Annotated in this window: 16 protein-coding genes; 15 read left to right on the top strand and 1 reads right to left on the bottom strand. The window is 32.2% G+C overall.

What is annotated here, in order from left to right; translation table 11 throughout:
* Positions 1–17: 17 nt before the first annotated feature.
* Positions 18–791, top strand: coding sequence for an alpha/beta fold hydrolase (locus ACXIHB_RS09810; protein WP_462098151.1), 774 nt, complete (start codon positions 18–20; stop codon positions 789–791).
* A gap of 42 nt (positions 792–833) precedes the next feature.
* A complete protein-coding gene (gene upp, locus ACXIHB_RS09805) occupies positions 834–1,487 on the top strand; it encodes a uracil phosphoribosyltransferase (protein WP_462098150.1) in 654 nt (217 codons plus the stop codon).
* Between the two features lies 1 nt (position 1,488).
* On the opposite strand, the gene ACXIHB_RS09800 is transcribed toward upp, so the two are convergent.
* Entirely contained in the window at positions 1,489–2,394 is a 906-nt protein-coding gene (locus ACXIHB_RS09800) for a DUF6427 family protein (protein ID WP_073182289.1), read from the bottom strand.
* Positions 2,395–2,436: 42 nt separating this feature from the next.
* Here ACXIHB_RS09800 and ACXIHB_RS09795 point away from each other — a divergent pair, with 42 nt between their 5' ends.
* From ACXIHB_RS09795 to ACXIHB_RS09735, 13 genes are all read left to right on the top strand, one after another.
* The gene (locus ACXIHB_RS09795) at positions 2,437–2,658 is read left to right on the top strand and encodes a DUF6341 family protein (protein ID WP_047787956.1); all 222 of its coding nucleotides are present in this window, start codon (positions 2,437–2,439) and stop codon (positions 2,656–2,658) included.
* A gap of 12 nt (positions 2,659–2,670) precedes the next feature.
* Positions 2,671–3,342, top strand: a complete 672-nt coding sequence (gene trmB / locus ACXIHB_RS09790) for a tRNA (guanosine(46)-N7)-methyltransferase TrmB (protein WP_173358985.1) — start codon at positions 2,671–2,673, stop codon at positions 3,340–3,342.
* 200 nt (positions 3,343–3,542) lie between these two features.
* Positions 3,543–3,866 (top strand): MGMT family protein, encoded by a 324-nt coding sequence (locus tag ACXIHB_RS09785; RefSeq protein ID WP_073182287.1) that lies wholly within the window; start codon positions 3,543–3,545, stop codon positions 3,864–3,866.
* On the top strand, positions 3,863–4,408 hold the full coding sequence (locus tag ACXIHB_RS09780) for a DUF4269 domain-containing protein (protein WP_462098149.1): 546 nt from the start codon (positions 3,863–3,865) through the stop codon (positions 4,406–4,408). The genes ACXIHB_RS09785 and ACXIHB_RS09780 overlap by 4 nt, the downstream gene beginning before the upstream one ends.
* Before the next feature lie 175 nt (positions 4,409–4,583).
* On the top strand, positions 4,584–5,714 hold the full coding sequence (locus ACXIHB_RS09775) for an Mrp/NBP35 family ATP-binding protein (protein ID WP_047787952.1): 1,131 nt from the start codon (positions 4,584–4,586) through the stop codon (positions 5,712–5,714).
* 6 nt (positions 5,715–5,720) lie between these two features.
* Positions 5,721–5,957: a NifU family protein gene (locus ACXIHB_RS09770; protein WP_047787951.1), complete on the top strand. Its 237-nt coding sequence runs from the start codon at positions 5,721–5,723 to the stop codon at positions 5,955–5,957.
* 182 nt (positions 5,958–6,139) lie between these two features.
* The gene (locus ACXIHB_RS09765; RefSeq protein ID WP_462098148.1) at positions 6,140–7,195 is read left to right on the top strand and encodes an NAD(P)/FAD-dependent oxidoreductase; all 1,056 of its coding nucleotides are present in this window, start codon (positions 6,140–6,142) and stop codon (positions 7,193–7,195) included.
* A 2-nt stretch (positions 7,196–7,197) separates the two neighbouring features.
* Complete coding sequence (locus ACXIHB_RS09760; RefSeq protein ID WP_073182285.1) at positions 7,198–8,094, top strand: sterol desaturase family protein; 897 nt, start codon at positions 7,198–7,200, stop codon at positions 8,092–8,094.
* Between the two features lie 6 nt (positions 8,095–8,100).
* Complete coding sequence (locus tag ACXIHB_RS09755; protein WP_073182284.1) at positions 8,101–8,433, top strand: 2Fe-2S iron-sulfur cluster-binding family protein; 333 nt, start codon at positions 8,101–8,103, stop codon at positions 8,431–8,433.
* A 168-nt stretch (positions 8,434–8,601) separates the two neighbouring features.
* Positions 8,602–10,110, top strand: coding sequence for a pyridoxal phosphate-dependent decarboxylase family protein (locus ACXIHB_RS09750; RefSeq protein ID WP_462098147.1), 1,509 nt, complete (start codon positions 8,602–8,604; stop codon positions 10,108–10,110).
* A 5-nt stretch (positions 10,111–10,115) separates the two neighbouring features.
* A complete protein-coding gene (locus tag ACXIHB_RS09745) occupies positions 10,116–11,438 on the top strand; it encodes a lysine N(6)-hydroxylase/L-ornithine N(5)-oxygenase family protein (protein ID WP_437823510.1) in 1,323 nt (440 codons plus the stop codon).
* The gene (locus ACXIHB_RS09740; RefSeq protein WP_462098146.1) at positions 11,425–12,618 is read left to right on the top strand and encodes an MFS transporter; all 1,194 of its coding nucleotides are present in this window, start codon (positions 11,425–11,427) and stop codon (positions 12,616–12,618) included. Before ACXIHB_RS09745 ends, ACXIHB_RS09740 begins: the two co-directional genes overlap by 14 nt.
* A gap of 3 nt (positions 12,619–12,621) precedes the next feature.
* Entirely contained in the window at positions 12,622–15,039 is a 2,418-nt protein-coding gene (locus ACXIHB_RS09735) for a GNAT family N-acetyltransferase (RefSeq protein ID WP_462098145.1), read from the top strand.
* Position 15,040 lies beyond the last annotated feature (1 nt).

Below are 15,040 nucleotides of genomic sequence, written 5' to 3'. Positions count from 1 at the left end.
CGAATATACATTAAAAAATGATTGCAAAATTTAAAGAAACCACTGTTTTTTATACAGATACTGGCAAGGGAAGTAGTATTGTTTTATTACACGGGTTTTTAGAAAATAGGACTATGTGGAATGAGGTGGTTGATGAGTTATCCAGAAAAAATCGCGTGATTTGTATTGACTTATTAGGGCATGGAAAAACAGGATGTGTTGGGTATATTCATACGATGGAAGAAATGGCAGAAGCAGTAAAATCTGTTTTAAGAGAATTAAAAATTCGTCGAGCTACCTTTATTGGACATTCCATGGGGGGATATGTTGCCTTGGCATTTGCAGAAAAATATCAAAAAAATGTAAAAGGAATTTGTTTGATGAACTCTACCTCTCAAGCAGATAGTGAAGAACGAAAAAAGTTACGACTCAGAGCTGTTGAAATGGCTAAGGAAAATTACGAAACATTGGTGAAAATGTCAATTAGCAACTTGTTTGCAGAGAATATGCGTTTACAGTTATCCGAAGAAATAGAAAAAATAAGAGAAGAAGCCTTAAAAACACATGTTAGAGGATATATTGCAGCAACAGAGGGAATGCGTTTGCGAGAAAACAAGGAAGTTGTTTTACAAACAATAGAAAAGAGATTGATGATAGCAGGAAAAAATGACCCAATATTAAATTATATTACTGTTGAAGAAGAAGCAAAGAGAACTAATACCTCATTAATTGCAATACCAAACGGACATATGAGTCATGTTGAAGCAAAAGAAGAACTAGTAAAAGCACTAACCAACTTTATAAAAGCTTGATAAAATCTGTTACTTTTGTAGCGTACAAAAAGAATACACCTCATGAAAACTCATCATTTAGCCAAACAAAATTCTATTCTTAATAAATTCCTAGCTGAACTCAGAGACACATCAGTTCAAAAAGATTCAATGCGTTTTCGTAGAAATATCGAACGAATAGGTGAAGTGATAGGATACGAGTTAAGTAAAGAGTTACACTATAAGATTAAAGAAATAACAACGCCTTTAGGAACAAAAAAGGTAGAATTGCCAGAAAATGATATAGTATTGTGTTCTATTCTTAGAGCAGGGTTACCACTACACAATGGAGTTTTAAACTATTTTGATGATGCAGAGAATGCATTTATATCAGCATATCGCCATCACCCAAACAATGACGAAGAGTTTGAAATCGTGGTAGGGTATTTTGCTTCGCCTTCAATAGATGGAAAAACATTATTACTTATAGATCCTATGTTGGCAACAGGCCGTTCAATGGTTGAGGTTTATGAGGGAATAAAAAAGTATGGAACGCCAAAAGAAATAATAATAGCTTCGGTTATTGGTTCAGTTCAAGGTGTAGAATATGTAGCTAAACACTTACCAGAGAGCACTACTTTATGGATTGGTGATATTGATGAAAAACTAAATGATAAAGGCTATATAGTGCCAGGTTTAGGAGATGCAGGTGATTTAGCTTATGGAGCAAAAATGTAGTTTATGCAATAGCACTCATTGTAAAAGACACTATTAAGAATAAGAGAATAATAACATCAGCATACCATTTTTTTTGAAAAAACTCAATTCCATTAGCCAAAATAACAGAAACAGGGAATAATACATATAAAAACTCACTTCCAGAACCGTCTTGAACTAAAAGTAAAATAGCTGTAGTGATTACAAGATGAGTAAGAATTAATATCCAGTTTTTTCTGAATTTATTTTTAATAGCAAGTGCCTTTGGGCTTTTTAAAAAAATAGAAGCTATTAAAAAAAAGCTTATGAAAAGAATAGGGAACAAATACTTTTCATGAGAATAAAAGCTTAAATCAGGGTAAAAATCCCAATCAAAAAGTAACCAAAATTTTTCAAGGTTATCATACCAAAAATAATAGGTGAAGTATAAAAAAACAGGAGAGCAAAAAGCAATTATAGGAGTTAATAATGTTTGATAAGTAAATCGTTGATGTAAAAATATAGATAGGTAAAGTAATATTAATAATAAAGGAGCATAAGGTTCTATTAAAAACGATACTCCAAGCCACAAACCACCATCAAACAATTTATGCAGCATGTTTTTTGAAGACTGTAAACTGTATACTTTTCGTAAAAAAAGAAGTATAGTTAAGTTAGCATAAAAAGTTTTATTTATCTGTATAGTATCAGGAAAAAAACCTATTAGTATTACAAAAAACAAAAAAGCAAAAGAATTATCATAAGTCAATAAATTCTTGGCAAGAATAAAGTTGTATACAGAAAAAACAACTAAAAACAAACCAAGTTCTTTAATTAAATTAAAAGATAATTGCTTAGAAAAAATACTTAAAACAAAATACCCTAAAAACAGTACAAACAGTACAATAAAATTTATAGGCTTAGATTTACCGAAAAAATTGGCTAACATTGTTTCTTTTTATATTTTTGCAGCTGTAAAGATACTTAAGATATGATAGCAGGCAATATTTTTAGATGGATTGGTAGTTTATTTACCGACTTTTTATTTGCACCATTCAATTGGTTACGCTTAACGTTAGCTAAATCAGATGCAGGTTGGTGGACTTCAAACGCTGTAAACTGGTTCTTTTTATTAGTGTTATTAGTGTTATTTGCATATTGGATGAAAGAAGCTGCTCGTTTTAAAAGAGAAGGAACAGAAGATAGAGCCTAATTTCTACACACTTTGGGAAGCAAAAATAAATTAAAACGTTTCAAAGAAAATGAAACGTTTGCTAACGTTATTCAACCAACACGCGAAGAAGTAATTAACGATTTTTCTTATAAAGGAAAATGGAATACTTTTTTTAAAAACGACAATCCAATAGTTTTAGAGCTAGGTTGTGGTAAAGGTGAGTACACGATTGCTTTAGCAGAAAAAAATCCTGATAAAAACTTTATTGGAATTGATATTAAAGGTGCACGATTTTGGCGAGGAGCTAAAACAGCACTAGAAAATAACATGGAAAATGTAGCTTTTATTAGAACTCAAATAGAGTTAGTAGATTATATTTTTGCTGAAAATGAAGTTTCTGAAATTTGGATTACTTTCCCAGATCCTCAAATAAAATATAAGCGTACTAAACATCGTATGACGAATTCTGAGTTTTTAAAGAAATACCATGGTATTTTAAATTCAGAAGGAACAGTTAATCTAAAAACTGATAGTGAATTCATGCATGGTTACACTTTAGGTTTATTGCATGGAGAAGGTCACGAAATTTTGCACTCTAATCATGATGTGTATAAAAATGTGTACAGTCCAGAAGAGGTAACCAGTACGCAAACATTCTACGAAAAACAATATTTAGAAATCGGAAAACCGATTACTTATATAAAATTTAAACTTAATTACTAATCCTGCTTTTTGCAGGATTTTTTGCCTCGGACGTTTCCTTTTGGGTCGTGCTTTCCGAGTTACATGGTAGCTTGCTGTAACCGCTAACGTATTGGTTTTTTGATAAATGTCCGTTTGAGTGATTTTCAAGATTGAAATGAGTGAAAATTGTATCGAGAACCATATTCGTATATTTTTTAAAAGAATCCTATCTTTACCACATGGCAGATAAAAATTTCTTCGAAAAAGTGTACGAAGTAGCGCGTTTAATACCACATGGAAGAGTTACAAGCTACGGAGCTATAGCAACCTATTTAGGAGCAGCTCGTTCAGCAAGAATGGTTGGCTGGGCAATGAATAACTCTTCAGAAAAAGAAGTACCAGCGCATCGAGTAGTTAATAGAAAAGGATTATTAACAGGAAAACATCATTTTGACGGAACAAATCTTATGCAACAATTGTTAGAAAGTGAAGGAATAGAGGTGGTTGAGAATCAAATTCAAGATTTTGAAAAGGTATTTTGGAATCCAAGTGAAGAATTGTGATAAACTTCAGAGATATAACATACTTAAAAGAAGGAACTGTCCGTCAAAAAGAAGCTCATAAAGTATTATTAGAGCTGAATATTTTTGAACTATTAAAACACTTCAATCCTATTTTAGTGGGTACTATACCCATAAATATTGATGTAGACTCAAGTGATTTAGATATTATTTGTCAAAGTGATAATCATGAAGAGTTTGTAAAAGTTGTGAGCGAAAACTATGGAGAGTTTTCAAGGTTTGAAATAAAGACGATACCATCATACAAAAACTTAAAAACAACAATCATTACATTTAAGTATAAGGCTTTTCCAACAGAGATTTTTGTACAAAATAAACTATCAGAAGAGCAAGACTCATATCTACATATGCTTATCGAATATCAAGTATTGTTAAAAGAAGGAAAAGAATTCAGGTCTAAAATTATAGCTCTAAAACAACAAGGATTTAAAACTGAACCAGCGTTTGCGCAACTTTTAGGTCTAGAGGGTAATCCGTATGAAGTGTTATTAACATACGGGTTTGAGAAAGGTTATATTTCTTGATTTTTTCTAAAAAAATCAAGTTTAAAATCATCTATAAAACCAACTTATCAACCTATAAATATTACCAATCTAAAGACTTTATTTTCTGAGGGCTAAAACGTATCTTTGCAGTTAAGATTAAATAAAAATAAGCAACAAGCTTGTCGCTTGCTGTTTAAAGCATATAGCATAAAACATGAGTTTTAAAAAACAAGATATATACAAAGCGTTAGAAACCATAACGGCACCAGGAGAAGGTAAAAGTTTAGTAGAAAACGAAAATATAACAAATGTAGTTACATTTGGAGATGAGGTTATTGTAGATGTTACTATTTCAAATCCATCATTACAAGCAAAAAAGAAGGTAGAAGTTGAGATAATGAAAGCAATTCACCAACACGTTGATCAAAAAATCGATGTAAAAGTGAATGTGAAGGTGGAAGTTCAACAAAAAGAAAATCCAAATCAAATTAGAGGGAAAGAAATTCCCAATATTCAAAATATCATAGCTATAGCTTCAGGTAAAGGTGGAGTAGGAAAATCTACCATTACCTCAAACATGGCAGTTTCATTAGCAAAAATGGGCTTTAAAGTAGGAGTGTTAGATGCCGATGTTTATGGACCATCACAGCACTTAATGTTTGATGTAGAAAGAGAAAAACCATTAGCGGTAAACGTAAATGGGCGTTCAAAAATGAAGCCGATTGAAAGTTATGGAGTAAAACTATTATCATTAGGTTTCTTTACAGATCCAAGTCAGGCAGTGATTTGGCGTGGACCAATGGCTTCAAAAGCGTTAAATCAATTAATTTTTGATGCAGATTGGGGAGAGTTAGATTTCTTATTAATAGATTTACCTCCAGGAACAGGAGATGTACATTTATCAATAGTGCAAGCAGTACCAATTAACGGTGCGGTCGTGGTAAGTACACCTCAAAACATTGCCTTAGCAGATGCTAAAAAAGGAGTGGCAATGTTTAAACAAGAAAGTATTAACGTACCAGTATTAGGTATCGTTGAAAATATGGCGTATTTTACACCAGCAGAACTTCCTAACAATAAATATTATATTTTTGGAGAAGGAGGTGCTAAAAATTTAGCAGAAGATATTGAAACTAGTTTCTTAGGAGAAATACCATTAGTACAAAGCATACGAGAAGCAGGTGATGTTGGACACCCAGTAGCGTTACAAGAAAACACACCACTAGCAGAAGCTTTTACAGAGGTAACTAAAGAAATGGTTTCGCAACTATTAAAAAGAAATGCAAACTTACCACCAACAGAAGTAGTACGAATTACTACTATGAGTGGTTGTAGCTCAAAATAAGCAGTTATGGCAACAGAAGACATAAGAAATAACGTAGAAAAAGCGTTGGAAGAAATCCGCCCTTTTTTAGTAAGTGATGGAGGTAATATAAAATTATTATCTATAGAAAACAGTACAGTAAAAGTACAATTAGAAGGAGCTTGTAGTGGATGTTCTGTTAATCAAATGACTCTGAAAAATGGAGTAGAGGCAACAATAAAAAAATACGCACCAGAAATTAAAGAGGTAATTAATGTTGAATAACCTGATTTATATCAGGTTTTGATTAACAAAAGTATCATATTTTAGAGTTTTAAGCGTTTCCTTTACTTATTTTTTTATACAATAAGTAACACTTAAACAGGCCTTTCAATTATTAACACATACAATTCCTGCCTTATTTTTAAGGTGGGAATCTCAATATAAAAAGAAAATTTTGTTACAAAATGATAAATACAGATATACTTATTATTGGAGCAGGGCCTACTGGGCTTTTTACTGTTTTTGAAGCAGGGTTGTTAAAATTACGTTGCCATTTAATTGATGCCTTACCGCAACCAGGAGGGCAATGTTCAGAAATTTATCCCAAAAAGCCAATTTACGATATTCCAGCATATCCAGAAATTTTAGCAGGTGATTTAACCGATAAATTAATGGAACAAATTAAACAATTTGAACCAGGTTTTACACTAGGTGAACGTGCTGATACTATTGAAAAGAAAGAAGACGGAACGTTTATTGTAACTACTAATAAAGGAACAAAGCACCAAGCACCAGTAGTAGCAATTGCAGGAGGCTTAGGAAGCTTTGAACCACGTAAACCACCGATTCCTAATATTGCAGATTTTGAAGACAAAGGAGTAGAATACATGATTAAAGAACCAGAAATTTATCGTGACAAAAACGTGGTAATTGCTGGAGGAGGAGACTCTGCTTTAGATTGGTCTATCTTCTTAACAGATGTGGCAAAATCTGTAACGTTAATTCACAGAAGAAATGAATTCCGTGGAGCTTTAGACTCTGTTGATAAAGTACAAGAGTTAAAAAATGAAGGTAAACTAATGTTAATTACACCAGCAGAAGTTAAAGGTATTGTAGGAGAAGAAAAGGTAGAAGGCGTAGTAGTAGAGCAAAAAGATCAAGAACCATTTACATTACCTTGTGAACATTTTATTCCGTTATTTGGATTGTCTCCAAAATTAGGCCCTATTGCAAATTGGGGATTAGAAATTGAGAAGAATGCCATAAAAGTAAATAATGCATTAGACTATCAAACAAATGTAGAAGGAATTTATGCAATTGGAGATGTAAATACATATCCAGGAAAGTTAAAATTAATTCTATGCGGATTCCATGAAGCAACCTTAATGTGCCAGAGTGCTTACAAACGTATTCATCCAGATAAAAAATATGTGATGAAGTATACGACGGTAGGTGGTGTTGATGGATTTGATGGTACTAGAAAAGAAGCCCCAAAAGCAGTAGTTAAAGCGATTAATTAAGCATGACATTAACTGAATATATACAGCAGTTATCAGAAGATAAATTATTGTACTTCGCCTTACCTGTATTTTTCATTTGCATGTTGGTAGAATACCGAATAGCAAAAGAAAAATACCATGGTAAAGACACTGGAGTATCAATGCTAATGATGGTATTTTCTGCTATTGTTGAGTTTATTCCGAAAATTTTAGCCTTCATAGCGTTTTTCTATTTGTATGAGATGAGTCCGTTAAAAGGTATAGTTCAACGTCAATGGTGGGCATGGATTTTATTGTTATTGGCTGATGATTTTGCTTATTACTGGTTTCACCGATTAAATCACGAAGTACGTTTGTTTTGGGCAGGTCATGTACCACATCATTCATCGGTGCATATGAATTTAGGAACAGCATTGCGTCAAGGAGTCGGTGAACGTATCCATAAATTTTTCTTTTGGATGTGGATTCCTTTATTAGGATTTGATCCATTAATGATGTTTACTATGATGGGAATCAGTTTAATTTATCAGTTTTTTGTGCATACAGAATTGGTAGATAAACTTCCGAAGCCTATTGAATTAATTTTCAATACACCATCACATCATAGAGTACATCACGCATCTAATATTCGTTATTTAGATTGTAATCATGCAGGAATTTTAATTATTTGGGATCGTATCTTTGGTACTTTCTCTGAAGAATTAAAAGAAATTGATAAACCAGTATATGGATTAACCGTAAATATTGAAACGTTTAATCCAGTAAAAGTGGCTACTCATGAATATGCTGCAATTTGGAAGGATGTTAAAAGAGCTGATACATGGAGTGATAAGCTAAATTATATCTTTAACTCACCCGGTTGGACACATGATGGAGAAGATAAAAGAGCAAAAACACTTCGAAAAAAAATGAACCTGTAAAATAAAATGGAACAAGATATTACTATAAAAATTACTGATCGTGACGGGGTAACGCATGAGATACAAGCACCCACAGATATGGCAATGAATTTGATGGAAGTGGTTCGTTCGTACGAATTAGCTCCTGAAGGAACTATTGGAATTTGTGGTGGAATGGCAATGTGTGCTTCTTGTCAATGCTATGTAAAATCAGATCATGAATTGCCAGAAATGGGAGATGATGAAGAAGCAATGTTAGCAGAGGCTTTTTATGTAGAAGATAATAGCCGATTAGGGTGTCAAATACAAATGACCCCAGATTTAGATGGTTTAGAAGTTGAGTTAGCTCCAGAGAGTTAAGAACAAAAGAATAAAATTTTTAAAGCGCAGTATTTAGTGTACACTAAATACTGCGCTTTCTTTTTATAAAATATACCACTTACGTCATTTTAAATTCCATTTGCGTCATTTAATTTGTTTGGTCTAAATATATTTTTGCTTCAAATTATTAAGACTAAATAAAAATAAATGATTCTAAAAACTCCCCCTTCATTAAAAGAATTGTCATTAAATAGTTATTTGTTTAGTGATGAGTCTGTAAAGTTATATGAAGAATACATTCAAAAAACATTTTCTTATATAGAGCGGTTTTTATCTAACAGAACTTTTTATAAAGGAGATGAGCTTGCAGAAATTCTAAAAAACAAAGAACAAGCTAAGCTAATAAATATTGAGGAAACACAAGCGATAGATAGTGTTTTAGAAGAGCTAAACAATTTATATATAAAAAATGCTATTGCTTTTCACAATCCAACTTATGTAGCACACCTAAATTGTCCAATTACACTCCCTTCTATTGTAGCAGAAATGATTGCAACTACAATTAATACAGCCGTTGAAACATGGGATCAGAGTACTTCGGCAACTTTTATAGAAGAAGAAGTAATTCAATGGACTTCAAAAGTATTTAATATGTCTGATAATTCAGATGGAGTATTCACAAGTGGAGGAACACAGTCTAACTTTATGGCAATGTTAATGGCCAGAGACGATTATGCTTTCAAACATTTTGGCATAAACATTAAGCAACATGGGTGGAGTAATGAAATAAGTAAGTTTAGAATTTTTTGTTCTGAAAAAGCCCACTTTAGTATTCAAAAGAGTGCAGCTCTTTTAGGTATGGGATATGATGCTGTTATTCCAGTAAGAGTAGATGAAAGAATGCAAATGGATACTAACGAGTTAGTCTTGGCTATAGAAAAAACAAAACAAGAAGATAATATTCCAATTGCAATAGTAGCTACATTAGGAACTACCGATTACGGTAGTTTTGATTCAATTAAAATCATAGGGAAAATTGCTAAAGAAAATCAAATGTGGCTACATGCAGATGGAGCATATGGAGGAGCCTATGCACTTACAAACACGCATAAAGAATATTTTAATGGTATTGAAATGGTTAATTCAATAACGGTTGATTTTCATAAAACTCTGTTTCAACCAGTAAGTTGTAGTGCTTTTTTGGTAAATAATAAACAATATTTTAAGTACGTATCATATTATGCAGATTATTTAAACCCTATTGAAGAGAAAGATTCTCAAAGACCAAATCTTATAGAAAAATCTATTCAAACGACACGTCGTTTCGATGCCTTAAAAGTTTGGTTAACTTTAAAAACTCTAGGAACAAAAACAATTGCTAACTACTTAGAAGAAGTACATTACCTAGCTAAAAATGTATACTTAGAAATTAAAGATAAAGACTGTTTTGAAACTGTACATGAACCAGAATTAAGCACACTAGTATTTAGGTATAAAGCACAAGCTATTAAAGAGAACAGGATTCATGATGCTATAAATTTATATATAAAGAACACTTTATACAAAGCAGGAAAAGCATCCATAGCAAGTACCAAATTAAATGGTAACATATACCTAAAATTTACGCTACTAAACCCTAAAAATACAATTAACAATCTCCTATACATTATAGAAATGATTCAAACTACAGGAGAACAATACAAAATAACAAACTAGAAAAAATGAAGAATAATACAGTTGATTTTATAGCCATAGGTGTAGGACCTTTTAACTTAGGTTTAGCTTGCTTATCAGAACCAATTGAAGATTTAAATGGAGTGTTTCTTGATAAAAAAGAAAAATTTGATTGGCATCCAGGAATGTTATTAGAAGATACAACTTTACAAGTTCCTTTCATGGCAGATCTAGTAACTCTTGCTGATCCTACAAATCCTTTTAGTTTTTTAAATTATATTAAAGAACAGGGCAGAATATATTCTTTTTACATACGAGAAAATTTCTTATTACTTAGAAACGAATACAATCATTATTGTCAGTGGGTAATTAGTAAACTTTCTAATATATATTTTAATACAGAAGTAACGAATATAGACTACGATCAAAAAGACGGCATTTATGTAGTTACTAGTGTTTGCACAAAAACACAAGAAATTAAAATTTATAAAGCAAAAAAACTGGTTCTAGGAACAGGAACACAACCTTACATTCCTGCTTGTTGTAAAAAGCTAAAAGATGCTGCTGTTCATTCATCACAATACTTACCTAACAAAGAGCAACTACAAAATAAAAAAAGGATAACAGTATTGGGAAGCGGACAAAGTGCTGCTGAAATATTTTTTGATTTATTACAAGAAATAGATACTAAAGGATATGAATTGAACTGGATTACCCGCTCACCACGTTTCTTTCCTTTAGAGTATGCTAAGCTAACATTAGAAATGACTTCTCCAGAGTATGTAGATTACTTTTACAACTTACCAGCATCCAAAAGAGATGCACTCATTAAAAATCAAAAGCATTTATACAAAGGGATAAATCAAGATTTAATAGGAGCTATTCACGATACATTATACGCAAAAAGAGTCCTATCAAAAGAACCATTAAAAATTTCACTACGTACTAACTCTGAATTGAAAACTACCAAGGTATCAGATGAAGGGATTAAACTGGAACTTCACCAAGTAGAACAAGACAAATATTTTGAACACGAAACAGACGCATTGGTTCTTGCTACAGGTTATGAATATCAATTACCTGATTTTATAGAAGGAATTTCAAACAGGATTTTATGGGATTATCAAGATCGATTTGATGTACAACGTAATTACAGCATAGATGAAAATCATAATGAAATTTTTGTTCAAAATGTAGAATTATATACGCATGGATTTGTTACACCAGATTTAGGAATGGCTGCTTACAGAAATTCTTATATAATCAAAGAAATAACAGGAGTAGAGCATTATCCTATTGAGCAAAAGATAGCATTTCAGCAGTTTGAGGTTACACAAGAGGAAGAAATAGAACTCAATGTCTTTGCATAAAGGTATGAAGTTAAAAACATTTTTAATAGTAATGACGTTGGTTGCAGTAGTAAGTGATTATTTACTGCATCCATTTTATCCACAATTTTTTGAGCTTCGTTTTGGAATGACAAACCCTAAAAATGTAGGATATTACTTTGCAGCCATCTGTTTTATGGTAATGATTGCATTTCCATTTTGGGCATATATTTCTAAAAAAATATCAGAATTAAATATTCTAGTGTACACCCAAGCAGTTGCAGGCTTATTAGCATTGTATTGTTACTACACTACATCGTACATTAATTTTTGGGTAGTATCTCTTATCATGGTACTATTTAAAGGAAGTTATTTATTGGTATATCCGTACATTTTAAAAATCATTACAAAAGAAGAACATCCAAGTACAATCGGATTGCTTTCAGTAGTGGTACATTTAGGAGGTATTTTAGGAGCTGTGCTGGGAGGTATAACAGTAGATTATATAAACCCAAGTAGCATTTTTTTAATAATGGCAGCAGGAGATTTTATTCAAATGGCTATGAGTGGTTATCTATTAAAAAGTAAAAAGTATGCTACTGATTTAATCATTTCAGAAGAATCTACCGCTACTGATAAAAAGATAATTCCGAAAGGGTTTATCTTGAAATTAGGACTAATTACGTTGATATTGTACTTCAGCGACTTTTTAATTAGGCCTTTCTTTTCATCATATTGGGAAAGTTTTTCAACGTACAAAAGCAAATTGGTTTCAGGCACTATATATGCTATCCCGGGCTTTGTAGCCTTAGTAGCCTTGTGGATTAATAATAAGCGAAAATCAAAAGGGCATGAAGGAATTATAAATGCCTTGTTTATAGGGTTAATTGGACTTATGCTACAAGGAATACCCAATGAATTAGTAGTTGTTTTAGGGCGAATTATTTATGGCTGGGCAATTTTTCAAGGAGTTGTGAAATTCGACATTTTATTATTTGAATTAAGCACGCCAGAATCATACTCGGTTGATTATAGTAAAATACATTTCTTCCAAAACTTAGGTGTATTACTAGCTTCTTTAAATGTAGGAGTTATAGTCGATAGTTTCGATTTACGAATGCCTTTTATCATTGCATTAGGCGGATTTACACTCACATTGGTCTTGTACTTTATTGTATTTAAATCGGTAAGAAAAGTACATAAACAACTAGCTAAAACCTAAATTATGATAACAACTGATGCCATAGTTTTTTCAAAAGAGTATAAAGGTTTAGGAACAATAACCATTCGTCCTTTTCAAATAAAAAAAGACAGTGTTTTTTTACAGCAATGGGTAACTCAAGAATATGCTGTTTTTTGGGGGATGCAAAACGCAACAGTAAAAGAAGTTGAAGAAGAATATACTCAACTTATAGCCCCAGAACATTACGATGTTTTTGTAGGAATGTTTAATGGTGAACCGGCATTTATAGTAGAACGTTACAACCCGCAATTAGATATTATTAATGGTTTTTATAAAGCTAAAATATCCGATTGTGGTGTACATATTATTGTAGCACCGCCAAAAATCACTAAAACACCAAACTTTACGTGGTTTATGTTTCGAGCAATTATGGATTTTGTTTTTACAAACCCAACTATTAACAGAATAGTAGTAGAGCCAGATATTCGAAACAAAAAAATGTTTGCGCTGTGTCAACGCATAGGTTTTCAACTGGGAAAGGTGATAGAACTTTCTAACAAAACAGCACAATTAGCATTTTTAACCAAGACCAATTACCAACAAAAAATCCAATCCTTTTCACCATTTAAAAGAAGTGCCATGAATACCTTAGATAATGTGGTTTCTCCACAACAATCAACACAACATATACAACCAAAAGTGTGGCAAAAAGCCAACTTATTACTAGTGAAAAAAGCATTGTGTGAGTTTTCGCATGAACTATTAATACAACCAGTAATAATTCAAGAAGTAGATAACGGATATAAACTGTATAAAGTTTATGCAGATGACACAGAAATTCAATATGAGTTTAAAGCAAAACCAATGGCTTTGAATCATTTGATGATTGATGAAAACTCAATAAGAAAATATATAAAAGAAGTTGAAGAAGAAATTGATGCAATTACATTTATAAAAGAATTTAGAAAAGCGTTAGGAATTGCTGATGAAAAAATGCCTGTGTATTTAGAAGAAGTTATAAGTACACTATACGGAAGTGCATTTAAAATTACCAAAGGAAACCCTACTGTAGAAGAATTAGCAACGGCCGATTTTCAAACGATAGAACAATCTATGACCGAAGGGCATCCAGGGTTTGTAGCAAATAATGGTAGAATAGGGTTTGACAGCAGCGATTATCGTTCTTATGCACCAGAAGCGGGAAATTCTTTTTCGTTATTATGGTTGGCAGGACATAAGTTAAAAGCAGTTTTTTCAGCGATAGAAGCATTGCCTTATGAAAGCCTAATACGTCAGGAATTAGATGTTGATACCATAGCACAATTCAACAAAATAATTGAAGAAAAAGGCTTCAGTCCAAAAGACTACTTGTTTATACCTGTTCATCCATGGCAATGGTTTAACAAACTAGCTACAATTTTTGCTTCAGAAGTAGCCAAAGGAGATTTAATTTGCTTAGGATACGGACCAGATCAATACTTAGCACAACAATCAATTAGAACGTTATTCAATATAAGCAATCCGCAGAAATTTTATACCAAATCGGCATTATCTATTTTAAACATGGGCTTTATGAGAGGATTGCCTTTATACTACTTAGGAACAGCTCCAAAAATGGCAGTTTGGTTAGAAAACCTATTATATAACGATGCTTATATAAAGACAAACGGATTTAGAATGTTAAGTGAAATAGGTTCGGTTAGCTATGTGAATCCATATTTTGAAGAGTTTGGACCACATAACGATTACAATAAAATGCTAGCTTCATTATGGAGAGAAAGTCCATATTCTGTGGTTAAAGAAAACCAAAAACCACTAACGATGGCAGCATTATTACATATAGATCATTATGGAAAAGCATTGTTGCCGGAAATGATTAAAGACTCAGGTATTTCAATAGATAATTGGTTACGTAGCTATTTAAAAGCGTACTTAAGCCCAATGTTACACTGTTTTTACTATTACGATTTAGTGTTTATGCCACATGGGGAAAACATTATTTTGGTATTAGAAAATAACATTCCTGTATATGCTTTACTAAAGGATATTACAGAAGAAGCATGTATTTTAAATCCTGAAGTTGAGCTACCAGAAGAGTTAAAAAGAATGTATGCGCCAGTACCAGAAGATGTCAAGTTACTATCCATATTTACAGATATGTTTGATGGGTTCTTTCGCTTTTTAGCCCCAATTTTAGAAAAACATGCGAATTATGGAGAGCATCGTTTTTGGGAACTCGTAGCAGAAAATATTCATGAATATCAAGAGCAGTTTCCTGAACTGTCAGGCAAGTTTAAACAGTATGATTTGTTTGCTGAAGATTTTAAACTTTCGTGTTTAAATAGGTTGCAATTAAATAATCATAAACAAATGATTGATTTAGATGACCCTGTTGCCCTACTCCAATTTGCAGGAAAGTTAAAAAACCCAATAGCTGTATTTAAAAACCAAGAAGTATAAT

The sequence above is a fragment of the Tenacibaculum sp. IMCC1 genome, assembly GCF_054906355.1.
Note: the sequence above shows the minus strand (reverse complement) of the source record. Positions and strands in the feature narration are given on the sequence as shown.

Bases quoted from the DNA above. Each gene is read 5' to 3' on its own strand.
- ACXIHB_RS09810 (WP_462098151.1), top strand. From the start codon at position 18: ATGATTGCAAAATTTAAAGAAACCACTGTTTTTTATACAGATACTGGC.
- upp (WP_462098150.1), top strand. From the start codon at position 834: ATGAAAACTCATCATTTAGCCAAACAAAATTCTATTCTTAATAAATTC.
- ACXIHB_RS09800 (WP_073182289.1), bottom strand. From the start codon at position 2,394: ATGTTAGCCAATTTTTTCGGTAAATCTAAGCCTATAAATTTTATTGTA.
- ACXIHB_RS09795 (WP_047787956.1), top strand. From the start codon at position 2,437: ATGATAGCAGGCAATATTTTTAGATGGATTGGTAGTTTATTTACCGAC.
- ACXIHB_RS09785 (WP_073182287.1), top strand. From the start codon at position 3,543: ATGGCAGATAAAAATTTCTTCGAAAAAGTGTACGAAGTAGCGCGTTTA.
- ACXIHB_RS09775 (WP_047787952.1), top strand. From the start codon at position 4,584: ATGAGTTTTAAAAAACAAGATATATACAAAGCGTTAGAAACCATAACG.
- ACXIHB_RS09770 (WP_047787951.1), top strand. From the start codon at position 5,721: ATGGCAACAGAAGACATAAGAAATAACGTAGAAAAAGCGTTGGAAGAA.
- ACXIHB_RS09765 (WP_462098148.1), top strand. From the start codon at position 6,140: ATGATAAATACAGATATACTTATTATTGGAGCAGGGCCTACTGGGCTT.
- ACXIHB_RS09760 (WP_073182285.1), top strand. From the start codon at position 7,198: ATGACATTAACTGAATATATACAGCAGTTATCAGAAGATAAATTATTG.
- ACXIHB_RS09755 (WP_073182284.1), top strand. From the start codon at position 8,101: ATGGAACAAGATATTACTATAAAAATTACTGATCGTGACGGGGTAACG.
- ACXIHB_RS09750 (WP_462098147.1), top strand. From the start codon at position 8,602: ATGATTCTAAAAACTCCCCCTTCATTAAAAGAATTGTCATTAAATAGT.
- ACXIHB_RS09745 (WP_437823510.1), top strand. From the start codon at position 10,116: ATGAAGAATAATACAGTTGATTTTATAGCCATAGGTGTAGGACCTTTT.
- ACXIHB_RS09740 (WP_462098146.1), top strand. From the start codon at position 11,425: ATGTCTTTGCATAAAGGTATGAAGTTAAAAACATTTTTAATAGTAATG.
- ACXIHB_RS09735 (WP_462098145.1), top strand. From the start codon at position 12,622: ATGATAACAACTGATGCCATAGTTTTTTCAAAAGAGTATAAAGGTTTA.